At 71.4% G+C, this 15,696-nt stretch carries 17 protein-coding genes and 1 pseudogene; 9 read left to right on the top strand and 9 right to left on the bottom strand.

Features of this window, described 5'->3' with window-relative positions:
* Positions 1-90: 90 nt before the first annotated feature.
* The 3 genes from OG758_RS07300 to OG758_RS07290 are packed head-to-tail and all read left to right on the top strand — an operon-like array spanning position 91 to position 3,172.
* The gene (locus OG758_RS07300) at positions 91-438 is read left to right on the top strand and encodes a hypothetical protein (RefSeq protein WP_326715836.1); all 348 of its coding nucleotides are present in this window, start codon (positions 91-93) and stop codon (positions 436-438) included.
* Positions 435-1,970: a sodium/solute symporter gene (locus OG758_RS07295; protein ID WP_326709207.1), complete on the top strand. Its 1,536-nt coding sequence runs from the start codon at positions 435-437 to the stop codon at positions 1,968-1,970. Before OG758_RS07300 ends, OG758_RS07295 begins: the two co-directional genes overlap by 4 nt.
* Positions 1,967-3,172, top strand: a complete 1,206-nt coding sequence (locus OG758_RS07290; protein WP_326709206.1) for a sensor histidine kinase — start codon at positions 1,967-1,969, stop codon at positions 3,170-3,172. Before OG758_RS07295 ends, OG758_RS07290 begins: the two co-directional genes overlap by 4 nt.
* 23 nt (positions 3,173-3,195) lie before the next feature.
* Here OG758_RS07290 and OG758_RS07285 read toward each other — a convergent pair whose 3' ends face one another.
* Positions 3,196-3,714, bottom strand: a complete 519-nt coding sequence (locus OG758_RS07285) for a hypothetical protein (RefSeq protein ID WP_326709205.1) — start codon at positions 3,712-3,714, stop codon at positions 3,196-3,198.
* A gap of 145 nt (positions 3,715-3,859) precedes the next feature.
* Positions 3,860-4,414: a sigma-70 family RNA polymerase sigma factor gene (locus OG758_RS07280; RefSeq protein WP_382607840.1), complete on the bottom strand. Its 555-nt coding sequence runs from the start codon at positions 4,412-4,414 to the stop codon at positions 3,860-3,862.
* A gap of 225 nt (positions 4,415-4,639) precedes the next feature.
* Here OG758_RS07280 and OG758_RS07275 point away from each other — a divergent pair, with 225 nt between their 5' ends.
* Positions 4,640-5,881, top strand: a complete 1,242-nt coding sequence (locus OG758_RS07275; RefSeq protein WP_326709204.1) for a CapA family protein — start codon at positions 4,640-4,642, stop codon at positions 5,879-5,881.
* Between the two features lie 18 nt (positions 5,882-5,899).
* Here OG758_RS07275 and OG758_RS07270 read toward each other — a convergent pair whose 3' ends face one another.
* From OG758_RS07270 to OG758_RS07260, 3 genes are all read right to left on the bottom strand, one after another.
* On the bottom strand, positions 5,900-7,339 hold the full coding sequence (locus OG758_RS07270; protein WP_326709203.1) for an amino acid permease: 1,440 nt from the start codon (positions 7,337-7,339) through the stop codon (positions 5,900-5,902).
* A gap of 110 nt (positions 7,340-7,449) precedes the next feature.
* A complete protein-coding gene (locus OG758_RS07265) occupies positions 7,450-7,911 on the bottom strand; it encodes a universal stress protein (RefSeq protein WP_326709202.1) in 462 nt (153 codons plus the stop codon).
* A complete protein-coding gene (locus tag OG758_RS07260; protein ID WP_326709201.1) occupies positions 7,908-8,192 on the bottom strand; it encodes a hypothetical protein in 285 nt (94 codons plus the stop codon). Before OG758_RS07260 ends, OG758_RS07265 begins: the two co-directional genes overlap by 4 nt.
* A 51-nt stretch (positions 8,193-8,243) precedes the next feature.
* Between OG758_RS07260 and OG758_RS07255 the strand changes: the two are divergent.
* Positions 8,244-8,444, top strand: a pseudogene (locus tag OG758_RS07255) (polysaccharide deacetylase family protein); the annotation flags it as partial.
* Positions 8,445-8,476: 32 nt separating this feature from the next.
* Here the strand turns inward: OG758_RS07255 and OG758_RS07250 are convergent.
* Together OG758_RS07250 and OG758_RS07245 are read right to left on the bottom strand one after the other, a co-directional pair.
* Positions 8,477-9,139, bottom strand: a complete 663-nt coding sequence (locus tag OG758_RS07250; RefSeq protein WP_326709200.1) for a class F sortase — start codon at positions 9,137-9,139, stop codon at positions 8,477-8,479.
* Between the two features lie 277 nt (positions 9,140-9,416).
* Entirely contained in the window at positions 9,417-9,662 is a 246-nt protein-coding gene (locus OG758_RS07245; RefSeq protein WP_326709199.1) for a hypothetical protein, read from the bottom strand.
* A 65-nt stretch (positions 9,663-9,727) separates the two neighbouring features.
* Between OG758_RS07245 and OG758_RS07240 the strand changes: the two genes are divergently transcribed.
* Positions 9,728-9,940: a DNA-binding protein gene (locus OG758_RS07240; RefSeq protein WP_326709198.1), complete on the top strand. Its 213-nt coding sequence runs from the start codon at positions 9,728-9,730 to the stop codon at positions 9,938-9,940.
* Between the two features lie 27 nt (positions 9,941-9,967).
* Here OG758_RS07240 and OG758_RS07235 read toward each other — a convergent pair whose 3' ends face one another.
* Together OG758_RS07235 and OG758_RS07230 are read right to left on the bottom strand one after the other, a co-directional pair.
* Positions 9,968-10,732 (bottom strand): bestrophin-like domain, encoded by a 765-nt coding sequence (locus OG758_RS07235; RefSeq protein WP_326709197.1) that lies wholly within the window; start codon positions 10,730-10,732, stop codon positions 9,968-9,970.
* Between the two features lie 16 nt (positions 10,733-10,748).
* Entirely contained in the window at positions 10,749-11,270 is a 522-nt protein-coding gene (locus OG758_RS07230; protein WP_326709196.1) for a hypothetical protein, read from the bottom strand.
* A 261-nt stretch (positions 11,271-11,531) separates the two neighbouring features.
* Between OG758_RS07230 and OG758_RS07225 the strand changes: the two genes are divergently transcribed.
* From OG758_RS07225 to OG758_RS07215, 3 genes are all read left to right on the top strand, one after another.
* Positions 11,532-12,485, top strand: a complete 954-nt coding sequence (locus OG758_RS07225; RefSeq protein ID WP_326709195.1) for an SCO0930 family lipoprotein — start codon at positions 11,532-11,534, stop codon at positions 12,483-12,485.
* A 255-nt stretch (positions 12,486-12,740) separates the two neighbouring features.
* Positions 12,741-13,553, top strand: a complete 813-nt coding sequence (locus tag OG758_RS07220) for an SAM-dependent methyltransferase (RefSeq protein WP_326709194.1) — start codon at positions 12,741-12,743, stop codon at positions 13,551-13,553.
* Positions 13,550-15,694, top strand: coding sequence for a putative bifunctional diguanylate cyclase/phosphodiesterase (locus OG758_RS07215; protein ID WP_326709193.1), 2,145 nt, complete (start codon positions 13,550-13,552; stop codon positions 15,692-15,694). Before OG758_RS07220 ends, OG758_RS07215 begins: the two co-directional genes overlap by 4 nt.
* The last annotated feature ends 2 nt before the right edge of the window (positions 15,695-15,696 follow it).

Here is a 15,696-nt window from a genome sequence, read left to right as displayed (position 1 = left end):
ATACCGGTCGACCCCTTCCGCTCGGCCTGCACCCCCGCCTACACTCCGGCCGTGTCCGCCAGCGCTGAGCCCGCACCCCGCCGCGAGGTCGTGACCGGCGAGCCGCGCGCGGTGCGCCGGCTGCCCGGCCACCACACCCAGTGGGAGATCGACGAACAGACGACGCTGGGCGCGGCCTACGTCCGCTCCCTGATGCGCAGTCAACTCCGCACCGGGCTCACCGCGTTCGCGGTCCTCGCCCTGCCCGTGGTGACCCTGCCCCTCTTCTTCGACGCCCTTCGCAACACCACCGTCGTCTGGATCGTCCTCGGCTTCGGCTGCTACCCGGTCCTCGTCCTCATCGCCTGGTGGTACGTGCGCCGGGCCGAGCGCAACGAACGCGACTTCGCGCGCCTCGTGCACGGCCGGGCCGTCCGCGACCGCCACGGGGCGCCGTGAACGAGGCGTACGCGATATCGGCCGTGACCGTGGTCGTCCTGGCCACGGTCCTCATCGGCGGTTTCGGCCTGCGCATCTCCCGCACCACCTCCGACTTCTACGTCGCCTCGCGCACGGTGGGCCCCGGCCTCAACGCCGCCGCGATCAGCGGCGAGTACCTCTCCGCGGCCTCCTTCCTCGGCGTCGCCGGACTGCTGCTCGTGCACGGCCCCGACATGCTCTGGTATCCCGTCGGGTACACCGCCGGATACCTCGTCCTGCTCGTGTTCGTCGCGGCCCCGCTGCGCCGCTCCGGCGCCTACACGCTGCCCGACTTCGCCGAGGGCCGCCTGGAGTCCCGCAGCGTCCGCAGGGTCGTCAGCATGCTCGTGGTCGGCGCGGGCTGGCTCTACCTCGTGCCCCAACTCCAGGGCGCGGGGCTCACGTTGCAGATCCTCACGGGGGCGCCGCGCTGGTTCGGCGGGGCGCTCGTCGCGGCTGTCGTCGTCCTCGCGGTCGCCGCGGGCGGCATGCGTTCCATCACCTTCGTACAGGCCTTCCAGTACTGGCTGAAGCTGACCGCGCTGCTCGTACCCGCGTTCTTCCTGGTCCTCGCCTGGCACGGCGATGGCGGCGCCCCTCCGCCCGCGGACGGCCTGCCCTGGTCCGGCGCGGGCTCCGGGCAGCCGCTCGCCACCAGCCGCGCGGACCACCCGCTGTACGCGACGTACGGCCTCATCGTCGCCACGTTCCTCGGCACGATGGGCCTGCCGCACGTCGTCGTCCGCTTCTACACGAGCCCGAACGGCCGCGCGGCCCGCCGCACCACGGTCGCCGTGCTCGCCCTCATCGGGCTCTTCTACTGCCTGCCGCCGGTCTACGGCTGGCTCGGCAGCCTGTACGCGCCCGAACTGAGCGCCACCCAGGACGCCGACGCGGCCGTCCTGCTCCTGCCGGGGCGGGCCGTCGGCGGGCTCGGCGGGGACCTGCTCGGGGCGCTCGTGGCGGGCGGCGCCTTCGCCGCGTTCCTGTCGACCGCCTCGGGCCTGACGATGGCCGTCGCGGGCGTGCTCAGCCAGGACGTCCTGCCGGCCCGCGGCGTACGGCACTTCCGCCTGGCGACACTCCTCGCGATGACCGTGCCGCTGGGCGGAGCGCTCCTGGTCAGCGGGGTGCCGGTGGCGGACGCCGTAGGGATGGCGTTCGCGGTGTCGGCGTCCTCGTTCTGCCCGCTGCTCGTCCTCGGCATCTGGTGGCGACGGCTCACCCCGCCCGGCGCGCGGGCCGGACTGCTCCTCGGCGGCGGCTCCGCGCTCGTCGCGGTCACCCTGACCGTCGCCGGCGTCGTGCAAGGCGGCTGGCTGCACACGCTGCTTGCCTGGCCCGCCGTGTGGTCGGTGCCGGTCGGCTTCCTCGCCATGGTCCTCGTGTCGCTCGCCACCCAGGACTCCGTGCCGCCGCACACCAGCGCCACGATGACGCGACTGCACCTCCCGGAGTCGCTCAGCGCGCGCGGGACGATCACCACGGGTGAGCCGGGAGCCCGGCCGTGACCGCCACCGCCGTGCTCCTCGCCCTGTGCCCGCTCCTCCTCGCGGGAGGCTTCGTCCTCGGCCGGCGCACCGCGCACCCCGGGGGCCGCAGCGACGTGGGTACGCCGGTGGAGCGGGCCACCTTCGACACCCTGCACACCGCCTCGCTCGCCGCGCCGCCGCTGCGGGCCGGGCTCACCGAGGAGTCGGCGCGCAGGTCGGCCCGCAGGCTGCGCACGCTCCTCGGCACCGACGCGCTCTGCCTCACCAACCGCACCGCCGTCCTCGCCTGGGACGGCGCGGGGGACCCGCACGGCAAGCAGGTCTTGGGGCATCTCGAAGGGCTGCTCGACACCGGGCGCAGCGCCGCGTTCGGCTGCGGATGCGGCGTCGTCGACTGCCCGCTGCGCTGGGCCGTAGCCGCCCCCATCGTCACCGACGGACGCGTGCTCGGCGCCCTCGTCGCCTACGCGCCCCGTGAGTCGGCGGTCCTCGCCCGGGCCGCCGACGAGGTCGCCCGCTGGATCTCCGTACAGCTGGAGCTGGCCGAACTCGACCGCTCCCGCACCCGGCTCATCGAGGCGGAGATCAAGGCGCTGCGCGCGCAGATCTCGCCGCACTTCATCTTCAACTCGCTCGCCGCCATCGCCTCGTTCGTCCGCACCGACCCCGCGCGGGCCCGTGAACTCCTTCTGGAATTCGCCGACTTCACCCGCTACTCGTTCCGCCTTCACGGCGACTTCACCACGCTCGCCGACGAGTTGCACTCCATCGACCAGTATCTGGCCCTGGTCCGGGCCCGGTTCGGCGACCGGCTCTCGGTCACGCTCCAGATCGCGCCCGAGGTGCTGCCGGTGGCGCTGCCCTTCCTGTGCCTCCAGCCCCTCGTCGAGAACGCCGTGAAACACGGCCTGGAGGGCGCCGTCACCCGCAGCCGCATCACGATCGGCGCCCGGGACGCGGGCGCCGAGGCGGAGGTCGTCATCGAGGACGACGGGGTCGGCATGGACCCCGGCGAGCTGCGCGCGATCCTGCGCGGCGAGGGCGGCACCTCGACCGGGATCGGCCTGTCGAACGTCGACGAGCGGCTCAGGCAGGTGTTCGGCGACGATTACGGCCTCGTCATCGAGACCGGCGCCGGCGCGGGCATGAAGATCACCGTGCGGATTCCCAAGTACCGTGCGGGCGTGCACTCTTCAGGCGTCGAGGTCGAGGTCGAGTAGCGGGCGCGGAGGCCGCAGGGGCCTCAGAACAGATGGATCGCCAGATGGCCCAGCGGCAGCCCGAGCTGCCACGCCGGTGTCCACACCTGCGGCCCGTCGTCCCCCTCGCCGGGCAGCGGCCCGCGGCCCGGCACGGAGTCCAGATCGGGAGCCAGCAGCTCCGTCTCCTCCAGCCACCGCCACGCCGCCTCGGCCAGTTCGAGGTCCGGCGAAGGTCTGTTCTCATCGAGCGCCTGCGCGGCGAGGCGCGCCATGTGCTCCCGCACCCAGTACTGCCACGGCTGGTCGTACGCCGTCAGCGACAGCCAGGTCTCCAGCTGGGACACGACCCGGATGCCGGACAGCTCGCCGTCCGTGTCTGACAGGAAGATCGTCAGTGCGAGTGCGTCGCGCCCGGCCCGGAACTCGAAGGACGTGGGCGGCATCAGATCACCGGTGCGCAGCAGCTCATCGGCGATGTACTCGGCGTACAACCACGCCATAGGCACCCTCAGTTCGCCGCCGCCGGCGCCCGATGTGCCTTCCTTGCTCCCGTGCAACATCCCTTCCTGCCTTCCTCCGGTCCGTGCGCTCCGCCGGCCCCGGGCCCTCGCGTCCGAACCGGGCAGGGGAGGACAGCCGATTACTCAATCGAGGACCGGGGCACCGGGCAAGGCGCTTTACGGAGGCTTGACCTGCCGTCCGGTTTCAATGCGGGCCGGCCGTGTTCGCCTCATAGCCCGGGAGCACCCTGCGCAGTGCGCGCAGCGCGTAGTACGCGCGGGATTTCACGGTACCGGGCGGGATCCCGAGCGCCGCGGCCGCCTCGGCCACGGAGGCGCCCCGGAAGTACACGTGGAGGAGCACCGCCCGGTGCTCCGGGCTGAGCGTCGCCACGGCCTCGCGGACGTCGAGCGCGGCCGCCGAGCGCTCCGCGTGGTCGGCGCAGACCCGTGCGCTCTCCAGGACGGTGCCGCCGATCTCCGGGGGCCGGGCGAGCCGCGCGCGCCGGGCGTCTATGGCGAGCCTGCGGCCGACGGTGAACAGCCACGGCCGCACGGACTCGTAGTCGGCGCGCAGCGCCTCCGGATGCTGCCAGGCGCGTAGGAACGTCTCCTGGACCAGGTCTTCCGCCCGCTGCCGGTCGCCGTCGCACAGTCGCAGGAGGAAGGAGAGAAGCGGCCTGCCGTGCTCGCGCTGGAGCTCGGCCAGCACATGTTCTGCCGTGTGGTCGGGTCCTTCGGTCTTCATGGCGGTCGTCATGGCCGTATGGCAGCGCAGCGCGCGGCTCGCGCCCAGAGCGTGGGCAGCGGTCTGCGACGGGCGGTCGATGCGGTCGGCGAGCGGTGCGGTGAACGGGGCCGACTGCCTCGGAACGTGACGCCGTTCCGGGGACTGCGGCGGTATGGGGCCTTGACTCGGCCTGGTGCTCGTACGTCTATGCCTATGTCGAAAATCACCTTATGCACCGAATCGGGAGCTTGATCGATGACGCACCGCAGACGCGGCACAAGGCACACGGGACACACCCGGCGCACGCATCGCGCACGGCACGCACGGCACGGCGCGGTGGTCCTGGCCGCCACGCTGATCGCGGCGGGCGCGGGCTGCTCCGCTCCCGAGGAGGGCGCCCACCGCGCGGCCTCCCACGGCACCGGCGCCCCGGCGCCGTCGGCCGCCGGCGGCGCCACCGACGGGCAGCGCGGCTTCACGCTGGTCGCCTCCGGCGACGTACTGCCCCACGCGTCGATCATCGAGCAGGCGAAGACCGACGCGAGCGGTGACGGTTACGACTTCGCGCCGATGCTGTCCGCCGTGCAGCCGGTCATCTCCAAGGCGGATCTGGCGATCTGCCACATGGAGACGATCTACGGCGCGGGCGGCCACTACACCGGCTCCCCGACCTTCAAGTCCCCGCCCGAGGTCGCCAAGGGGCTGCGCGACACGGGCTACGACGCCTGTTCCACGGCCTCGAGCCACGCCCTCGACGACGGCGCCGCCGGTATCGACCGCACCCTCGGCGCCATGGACCGCGCGGGCATCAGCCACACCGGCTCGGCCCGCACCGCCGCCGAGGGCGGCAGCCCCGCGTGGCTGCGCGCCGGTGGCGCCAAGGTCGCCCACCTCGCGTACACGTACGACACGAACGGCCTCCCGCTGCCCAAAGGGCGGCCGTGGGCCGTGAATGTGATCGACCGTCAGAGGATCGTCAAAGACGCGCGGGCGGCCCGGAAGGCGGGCGCGGACGTGGTCGTCCTCTCCCTGCACTGGGGCACCGAGTGGCAGGAGGAGCCGGACGAGGACCAGTTGCGGCTCGGCGACCAGCTCACCGCGTCGCGCACGGACGGCCGCCCCGACATCGACCTGATCCTCGGCACGCACGCGCACGTCCCGCAGGCGTACGAGAAGGTCAACGGCACCTGGGTGGTCTACGGCCTGGGCGACCAGATCGCCGGCGAGATGTTCAACGCCGACGGCGCGCAGGACGCGCGCGGCAACGAGGGCACCATCGGCCGCTTCACCTTCGCGCCGCCGGAGCGGCCCGGCGGGCGCTGGGAGGTGCGCAAGGCCGAGTTCATCCCGCAGTGGTTCAACCTCGGCTCGAAGCGCGTGATCAACGTCAACCAGTCCATCCACGACGGCCTCGGCCTGACCGACGTCCGCGACCGGATCAGTCAGGCCGTCCTCAGCCGCGGTGCGGCCAAGGACGGCCTGACGATGGGCCGGTAGGCGATGGGCAGGTAACGCTCAGGACATCGTCGGCGGGTCCGCCTTCGCCAGCTCCGACCTCTTGTACGAGTAGCTGAAGTAGATGACGAGCCCGACGGCGAACCACACGGCGAACCGCACCCAGGTCTGCCACTGCAGGAAGGTGATGAGCCAGATCGAGAAGACGACCCCCAGCGCAGGCACCACCGGCATGGCGGGCGTACGGAACGTGCGGGGAAGGTCGGGCTGCTTGTAGCGCAGCACGATCACCGCGATGCACACCACGACGAACGCCAGCAGGATGCCGATGTTGGTCAGCTCAGCCGCCTCCCCGATCGGCAGGAACCCGGCGATGACGGCCGACGCGCACCCGACGATCCAGGTCACGCGCGTCGGCACGTGCCGGGTCGGATGGGTCTTCGCGAACCACTTGGGGAGCAGCCCGTCACGGCTCATCGAGAACCACACACGGGTGACGCCCAGCATGAACGTGAACATCACCGTGAGGATGCCGATGATCGCGCCCACCGCGATGACATCCGCGAGACCGCTCAGGCCCACCGACTTGAACGCCGTCGAGAAGCCGCTCTCCGGGTCGATGTCCTTGTAGTTCTGCATCCCGGTCAGGACCAGGCAGGCCAGCACGTACAGGACCATCGAGATCGCGAGCGAGTAGAGGATCGCCTTCGGCATGTGGTGCTGCGCGTCCTTGGACTCCTCGGCCGCCGTCGACATGGCGTCGTACCCGAAGACCGCGAAGAAGACGGTGGCCGCGCCCGTGAACGCGCCGCTGACGCCGAACGGGAAGAACGGCGTGTAGTTGCCCGTATTGATGTGGAAGAAGCCCACGGCGATGACGACCAGCACCACCAGGACCTTCAGGACCACCACGACGGTCTCGAAGCGCGCCGCGTTCTTGATGCCGAGCGTCAGCAGATACGCGATGAGCAGGCACAGCAGCGCGGCGAACAGGTCGACCTTGTGGCCGTCCCCCGTGCCCGGCGCGCCCAGCATCCAGTGCGGCAGGTCGAGCCCCATGTCGCCGAGCAGGAAGCCGAAGTAGCCCGAGATGCCGATGGCGACGACCGCGACGATCGCCGTGTACTCGAGGAGCAGGTCCCAGCCGATGAACCAGCCGACCAGCTCGCCCAGGACCGCGTACCCGTACGTGTAGGCGGACCCCGCCTTCGGGATGAGGCCGGCGAACTCCGCGTACGACAGCGCGGCGGCGGCGCTCGCGACGCCCGCGATGAGGAACGAGATCAGGACCGCGGGCCCCGCCGTACCGTTGGCGACCGTGCCCGCGAGGGTGAAGATGCCGGCGCCGATGATGCCGCCGACGCCGATCGCGGTGAGCTGCCACAGCCCGAGGGTGCGGGTGAGCTGCTGCGCGCCGCCGCCCTCGGTCTCCTCGATCTGTTCGATGGGTTTGCGGCGCAGCACGCCCTGTCCCGTCCGAAGTCCTCTGAGACCGGCCATGGGCTCCACCTCTTCGCGGACGGCAGTGGGCTGACGGGCGATCATGATGGCCCAGCCGCTGCGGCTAAGGAAGAAGTCACGCCCCACGCGGTGTGAGGGTTAGGGGGTGGTTACGGGACTACGGTGACGGGCCAGCGCCCGGCCTTCACCAGCCGGATCGCGACCGATCCGACGATGCGGTGTCCCGCCTGCTCGGACGCGCCGACGACCACGGCGTCCGCCTTCAGCTCGTCGGCGGCGGTGACCAGGCCGTTGTAGGGGTCGCCGCGGAAGGTGTGGAACTCCCAGCGCACCTCGAATATGTCCTTCACCCGCTCCGCCGCCTCCCTGATCTCGGCGATCAGACCCTCGGCGATCTCGTCCGTGGTGTCGGCCACGGGGACGCCGAGCGCGGCGCCGGCGGCCATGACGGGCTGGATGTAGACGACGGCGAGGAGAGCGCGCTGACGGCGCGCGAGGCCCCCTGCGTAGGACGCGGCGCGCAGCGAGGAGTCGGAGCCGTCCACCCCGACCACGATCACCTTGGGGCCGTCCGTACCGCGTTCGAACTGGTGTGGCTGCTCTGCGTTCACAGCGGTGAGGCTAGCGGAAACCCCAGGTCCCGTAGGCACTGGGGCGAGCCCGTCCGTACGGGCGCGCCGCGGGCGGTGCTGGTCCCATCGGGTGCTTTCGGGAGGCGGCGCGGCGTCGGAATGCGGCCCGCGACGGGCCCCGTGCGACGCATTAGCCATGAAACCCGATCAGAACAATTCAGGGCGGCGGGCCCTGTTCCGCGGCGCGGCGCTCGTCGGATCGTGTCGTCGATGATCTCGCAGATCCGCTCGATCTCGGAGCGCATCGCCACGCGCGACATTTTGGTCAGGAGGGGGTGCGTCCAGGTGTGGTTGCCGACGATGTGCCCGTCGTCGCGTGGACCGTCGACATCGACGACCGGGCGGAGCCGGGCACCCGCTCCATCGTCCGGGCGGTCCGGGCCGGGGCGGCCCCCGGCGTGGTGGTCCTCAGTCATGACGCGGGCGGCAACCGCTCCCAGAGTGTTGTCGCCCTGCGCATCTATCTGCCGGAACTCCTCGACTCGGGCTACCGCATCACGGTGCCCCGGCGCCGAGGGGCTGAGGCGGGATTTCGCCCGCCGGGTCAGCGGACCTCGACCATGCGGGCGAAGACGACGACATTCCCGTCGTAGCCGTTCTGCTCGGAGAATCCGCCGCCGCACGTGATCACCCTCAGTTCGGGCGCTCCCGTACTGCCGTAGACGCGATTACCCGGGAAATTCGCCTTCTCGAAGACCTTGATGCCGTAGATCTCGAACACGGCGGTCTTCTGGTCCTTGCGCACGACCTGGACGCGATTTCCCTTTTTGAGCGAGCCGAGGCCGTAGAAGACCGCGGGCCCCTGCTGGTTGTCGACATGGCCGACGATGACAGCGGTGCCCTTCTCGCCCGGAGTCACGCCACCGGTGAACCAGCCCGCGAGATTCGGGTCCTCGGGCGGCGGGGCGTCCACCCAGCCGTCCGGATCGACCCCTACGGGGATGACCGGGGCATCCACCTGGATCGCCGGGATCCGCACCCGGTCCGCCACGGAGTACGGCAATGGCTTCGGCGCCTTCGCGCCGGGACCGGACGGGGCGCGGAGATCCTCTGCCGCCGCCGAAGCGGGCTGCGGGGGGCCGAGGTCGAATTCGCCCGATCCATTGCGGATCAGCGCGATTCCGGTGAGCAGAACCAGCGCGATCACGCCCCATGGCGCGCGCTTCCTCTGCTGACCCTCCTCGTCGGCCGGCTGGGACGAAGACATTCGTTCACCCCTCTCGACGCGGCGGCGAGACCGCGACAGTTGCGCTCACGAAAACGCTAAGCGCGGCGCTCGCGGCGGGCGACAGCGCAGGAGCGAACGGGTGGCGGCCAGGAATGCGGTGTGCCATACGAGTCCGTTCCGTCAAAAATTCCTGACAGCCCGTGACCTGCGGCAATATCAGCTCGTACGGAATTCCGCCGGCGATGCCCGAAACGCTGGCTACTGGCCCGGACGGCCGCGATCCGCGTAGGGCGAACGGGGCAACGGTGTACGCCGGTCAGGCGACAGGTGACGGCTCGTCGGGTCCCATCGTGTGCCATACGTGCGGGCCCGCGCCGCGCCACTCGACCAGATGGGGATCGTCGAGCGTCATGTCGGACTCGCCGAGCCCGGCTGAGCGCAGCAGCCGGATCAGGTCCTGATCGCTGTGCGCGAGCCCGACGGCCCGCCCCCGCACGGTGACGTGCCGCCCGCCCTCGGGTGCGGGAGGGTGGACGACGATGGGGGTGTGCCAGGCAGTCATGGCACCAGAGTGCGTCGCCGGGGCGCCGGGCGCAGCCCGCGCCCCGCTGGGAGAGGCAGGCAGTGATGACGGACGGCACGGCAGCCACCGGTTTTCCGCGCGGGATCGGCGCTCCGGCGCTGCGGGCGCTGAACGGGGCCGGATACACGGAACTCGCCCAGCTCGCGGACGTGCCCGTGAACGAGCTGAAGGCGCTGCACGGGATGGGACCCAAGGCGCTGCGGGTCCTCGGCGAGGCGCTGGCCGAGCAGGGGCTGGCGCTGGGCGGGCCGCGCTGACCCGGAGGTGGGCGCGGCCCGCCGGTCTCATGCCCCGGCGTGCGGGAACAGCATGAGGAACGGTTCCACAGTGGCCGCGACCCCGCGGCTGTAGGGCGCGTCGAGGTCCCAGACCAGGAAGAGCAGGAACGCGATCAGCGCCGAGAAGAGCCCGGCGAGGATCAGTTCGCGTGCCGTCCGGCGGATCTGGAGGGCGAAGACCATGCCGATCGTGACGAGCCCTCCCGTGATGAGGCCGAACCACACGACGCCCGGCATGGTGGCGCCGGTGGAGTCCGCGCGCGCGTTGCGGGCGTCGTCCGCGGCGGTGATCTGGTCGAGCAGCGGTTGGTAGGCCTGCGCCTCGAAGTCGGTCTTCGGCTGGTAGTCGGTGACGTCGTGGCGCACCTTGTCGAGGAGCCGGGTGCCCTCGGCGGTGAGATGGCCCTGGTTCTTCATCGTGCGCCACTCGGTGGTGACGACATGGCTGACATAGGTGTCGACATCCGCGCGGATGCGGGTCCTGACCTCCGTCGGGTAGACGCGGACGCGTTCATGGACCTCGTGCAGGGCCTGCGCCTCGTTGCGTACGTGGTCCTGGGCGGCGCTGCGGCCCTCCCAGACACCCGCGATGGCGAGGCCCAGGACGATCGCGTACACCACGCCGATCATCATCGTCATGTACTCGATGACGTCCGGGGTCTCGCTCGGGTCGTCGTCGTCACCGATCCTGCGCTGCTGAAGGACGGTCACGGCGAGCACGACCGCGCACGCGGCCACCATCGCGAGGGTGAGAACAAGCCATTCCGACATCGGGACCTCCGGGCGGTCAGCGCGGGCGCAGGGCGGCTACGGCGAGCACCGCGGGCGCGGTGATGAGCAGGGTGAGCGAGACCAGGGAAGGCCCGCCGCTCGGCGGCGCCTTGCGGGGCGCGGGGCGGTAAGCGGGGTAACTCACCGGTGTCGGCGAGGGCTTGGGGCGCACCGTCGGCTTCGGCGCGGGCGGCGGCGGTGCCTTCACGGGTGGCGGCGGAGGCGGAGGCGGAGGCGGTGGCGGAGGTGGAGGTGGTGGTGGTGGAGGAGGCGGTGGTGGGGGCGGGGGCTTGGGGGGCGGGGGCGGTGCGGGCTTGCGCGGCGGTGGCTTGACGGGGCCCGCCCGGCAGACGACGCCGTCCCCGGCGTGGGCTACGGCGTCGCCGCCCTTGCCGATGGAGGCGTACGCGCAGTTGTCGGCCGGGGTCAGTGCGGCCGCTGTGGCGCCGGCCGCGGGCGAGCCCATCAGCCAGGCCAGCGCGAGCACCGCCACCACCCGTGTGACCAGGGTCGACCTGGCCCCTCTGGATCCGTACACGACGGAGATCATGGGCGGCGGGAGGCGCCGCCACGCCACGGCCGCCGAGGATTGGTCCGAAGGTGGGGAGATGGGGGGCGCCAGGTTTGCCCGCGGCCACGGGAGCGCACGCGTGGCCCGCACCGGATGCGTCCCGCGCCCCCTCGCCAGAAAGAAATTTCCGGCCGCGTTGAACACATCCGTCGTCACCGCGCGTACCTAGGGCCATGTGCGGCCTCTTCCGGGATCGCACAACACCCAAGCAAACAGCGGGAGTTGGCAATGAACACCTGGCGGAACGCCTCACTCGTAGCGACCGCTGCGGCCCTGCTGGCGCTGACGACGGCGTGCGGTCAGGACCAGGGCTACCAGTCGCAGGGCGGCCAGACCGTGGGCAAGGCCGCCCCGGCGCAGGGCGGTTACGGCAACGGCGACGCGTACGGCAGCGGGGACGGCTACGGGGACGCGAAGGACGCGGGGGCGACCAAGGCGAAGCCGGCCGGGCAGCTCGCCACCTGGGACAGCAAGAAACTCGGCGAGGTCCTCACGGACAGCGCGGGCTTCACGATGTACCGCTTCGACAAGGACACCGCGCAGCCGCCCAAGTCGAACTGTGACGACGCCTGCCTCAAGGCCTGGCCCGTGGTGCCCGCGGACGGCGCCAAGGCCGCGCCCGGCGTCGACCAGTCGCTGCTCGGCGAGGTCACCGCGGCCGACGGCACCAAGCAGCTCACGATCGACGGCTGGCCCATGTACCGGTACGCCATGGACACCAAGCCGGGCGATGCGAAGGGGCAGGGCGTAGGGGGCGTCTGGTACGCCGCCGGGCCCGACGGCAAGAAGGCGAGCCCCGCCGCCGCGCTCCCCGCCGACCTGGCCGGTCTGTCCACACGCAAGGACCCGAAGCTCGGTGAGATCGTCGTCGACAAGAACGGAATGACCGTCTACCGCTTCCTCAAGGACTCGGCCTGGCCCATCAAGTCGAACTGTGTCGACACCTGCGCGGAGAACTGGCCCGCCGTCGCGCCCGTGGCGAAGAACGACACCAAGGGCATCCTCAAGAAGGGCTTCATGACGTACAACCGCCCCGACGGCGGCAAGCAGCAGACGATCAACTGCTGGCCGGTCTACACCTACTCCGGCGACAAGAAGCCCGGAGACACCAATGGGCAGGGCGTGGGCGGCACTTGGTACGCCGCTTCGCCCGAGGGAAAGCCCGTGGGAGCGCCCAAGTAGGCGCACCGCGTAGAGTCTGCGACGGATTTGGCGAATCGCCGGTCTGTTCCTCCCGTGATCACGCGGAGGGAACAGGCCGGTTCTTTTCCGTTGTAACCGAGAGGGTTTCGGGGTGATTTCGGATCATTGTCATTCGGCACTTGCCGGAGGCAGTGACCGAGAACGGACGGTCAATTTCCGTTTTGACTCGCTCCATTGGCGGGCGATCAGTAGCCTCAGCTCGAACACCGGCTCGCCTACGCCTTGGAGACATTGATGGAGCGTCCCGCCTGGGCCCCCCAGGGCATCGACATCTCGGTGCCCAGCGTGTCCCGGATCTACGACTACTACCTGGGCGGTTCGCACAACTTCGAGGTGGACCGGGAGGCGGCCCGCAAGGCTATGGAGTTCATGCCGGGGCTCCCGAAGATCATGCAGGCGAATCGTGCCTTCATGCGCCGGGCGGTGCGTTACGCGGTCCAGGAGGGCGTCACCCAGTTCCTGGACATCGGATCCGGGATCCCCACTTTCGGCAACGTCCACGAGGTGGCCCAGGCGGCCGACCCCGAAGCGCGCGTCGTGTACGTCGACCACGACCCGGTCGCCGTCGCGCACAGCCGGGCCGTCCTCGACGGCAACGACCGCGCGGCTGTCGTGACCGCCGACCTGCGCAAGCCCCGGGAGGTCCTCGCGGCACCCGAGGTCGGTGAACTCCTCGACCTGGACAGGCCGGTGGCCCTGCTCCTCGTCGCCGTCCTGCACTTCGTCGAGGACGCCGACGACCCGCAGAGCGCCGTCGCCGAACTGCGGGACGCCCTCGCGCCCGGCAGCCTCCTGATCGTCACGCACGCCGCGTACGAGGGCATCCCCGTGCCCGCCGCGCGCGCCGCCGGCACGGTCGACGTGTACAAGAACATCCGCAACCCGCTGATCATGCGCTCGCGCGAGGAGATCGCGCGGTTCTTCGAGGGATACGAGATGGTGGAACCCGGACTCGTGCAGATGCCCGACTGGCGGCCGGAGAGCGCGCCCGCGGACGAGGATCCATATGCCTTCTCGGGCTGCGCCGGCGTGGGGCGCAAGGCGTGAGCGGCGAACCGGACGGGCCCGAGGACAGACTCCGCAGATTCGCCACCATCTGGAGCCGGGCGATCTTCCCGGTGACGGCGACCTCCCTCACCAGGGTCGAGTTCGAGAAGGAACTCATGCCGCTCGCACGGCGGTTGCGGGACGCGCTCGGCGAGCGGACCCTGGACGCGCCCGCGGCCCAGGCCGTCGGCGCGGCCCTGATCGGCGTGCACTGCACCGACCCCGAGGCGCTCACCCGCACCCTCGACGTCGTCGACGCCTACCTCGTCCTGTACTGCCGCCCCGACGAGGACCGGCGCGAGGACGAGCTGCGGGCCCGCTGCGCACGGCTCCAGCACGCCGTCGCGGCGGGCTTCGCCCAGGCCCTGCGCGAGCGGACCCTCGTCGAGCAGGAAGCCATCTCCCGGGCGGCCCTGAGCGCGCGCAGCGCGGTCGCCGAGGCCCTTCACGCGAGCGAGGCCCGGTTCCGCGCGGTGTTCCACGGCGCGGCCATCGGCATCGGCATAGCCGACCTCGAGGGCACGGTCCTGGAGGCCAACGACGCGCTGGTGCGCATGTTCGGCGGCGCCGAGAACCTGGTGCGCGGCCGCAACGTCGTCGACTGGACCCACCCCGACGACGCCCCGCACGTGTGGCGCCTGTACGAGGAGCTGGTGCGCGGCGAGCGCGAGCACTACCGCGTGGAGAAGGCGTTCTACCGCCCCGACGGCACCGCCCTGTGGACGAACCTGACCGTCTCCCTCCTGCGGGACGCCGACGGAGTGCCGCAGTACCAGCTGGCACTGGTGGAGGACACCACCGAGCGCCGCCTCCTGAACCTGCGGCTGCGCTACGAGGCCACCCACGACGCGCTCACCGGGCTCCCCAACAGGACGCTGTTCTTCGAGCGCCTGGAGAAGGCGCTCGCGGCCGGCGACGGCATGCGCTTCGGCCTGTGCTACCTCGACCTCGACGGCTTCAAGACCATCAACGACAGCCTCGGTCACGCGGCGGGCGACCGGCTCCTCGTCGAGGTCGCCGACCGGCTCCAGGGCTGCGCCACCGCGCCCGGCGAGATGGTGGCGAGGCTCGGCGGCGACGAGTTCGTCGCGCTGACCACCGGCCGTGACACCGCGGCCGAGGTCGACGACCTCGCCGGACGCATCATGCACGCGCTGGCCGCGCCCATCCGTATCGACGGGCGCGAGCTGACCGTGCGCGGCTCCATCGGCATCGTGGAGGGGCCCGCGGCGGGCGAGCGCAGTCCCGCGGAGGTGCTGCGCAGCGCCGACATCACCATGTACCGGGCCAAGTCGGCGGGCGGCAACCGCTACGAGCTCGCCGACCCCGAGGCCGACGCGCGTGCCATCACCCGCCACGGCCTCACGAACGCACTGCCCGCGGCCCTGGAGCGCGCCGAGTTCTTCATCGAGTACCAGCCGCTCGTGCACCTCGGCGACGGCAGCGTGCGCGGCGCCGAGGCGCTCGTGCGGTGGCTGCATCCGCAGCACGGTGTGCTCGGGCCCGACCAGTTCATCCCGCTCGCCGAGGACACCGGCCTCATCGTGCCGCTCGGGCGCTGGGTCCTGGAGGAGTCCGTGCGCCAGGCCCGGGTCTGGCAGGAGCGTTACGAGGACGCCGGGCCCCTGCGCATCAACGTGAACCTGTCCCCGATGCAGCTCACCCACCCGGGTCTCGTCTCCGACACCGTCGACATCCTGGAGCGCTTCGGACTCGAACCCGGCGCGCTCTGCCTCGAGGTGACCGAGTCGGCCCTGATCGGCGCCGACGACGATCTCCTCAAGCCGCTGCGGCGGCTCGCCGAGATGGGCGTGGACATCGCGCTCGACGACTTCGGTACGGGCTACTCGAACCTCGCGAACCTGCGCCGGCTCCCGGTGAGCGTCCTCAAGCTGGACCGCTCCTTCACGCAGGGCATGCAGCGGTTCCCCGCCGACCCCGTCGACCTGAAGATCGTCGAGGGCATCGTCGGGCTCGCGCACAGCCTCGACCTCTCGGTCACCGTGGAGGGCGTGGAGACGGGCGCGCAGGCCGAGCAGCTGCGCGACCTGGGCTGCGACACCGCGCAGGGCTGGTACTACGCCCGCCCGGGCCCGCCGGACCGCCTGCACGAACTCGCCCTGTGCGACGCGACGGGGTGAGC

Source organism: Streptomyces sp. NBC_01474 (genome assembly GCF_035918215.1).
Taxonomy (GTDB): domain Bacteria; phylum Actinomycetota; class Actinomycetes; order Streptomycetales; family Streptomycetaceae; genus Streptomyces; species Streptomyces aureus.
Note: the sequence above shows the minus strand (reverse complement) of the source record. Positions and strands in the feature narration are given on the sequence as shown.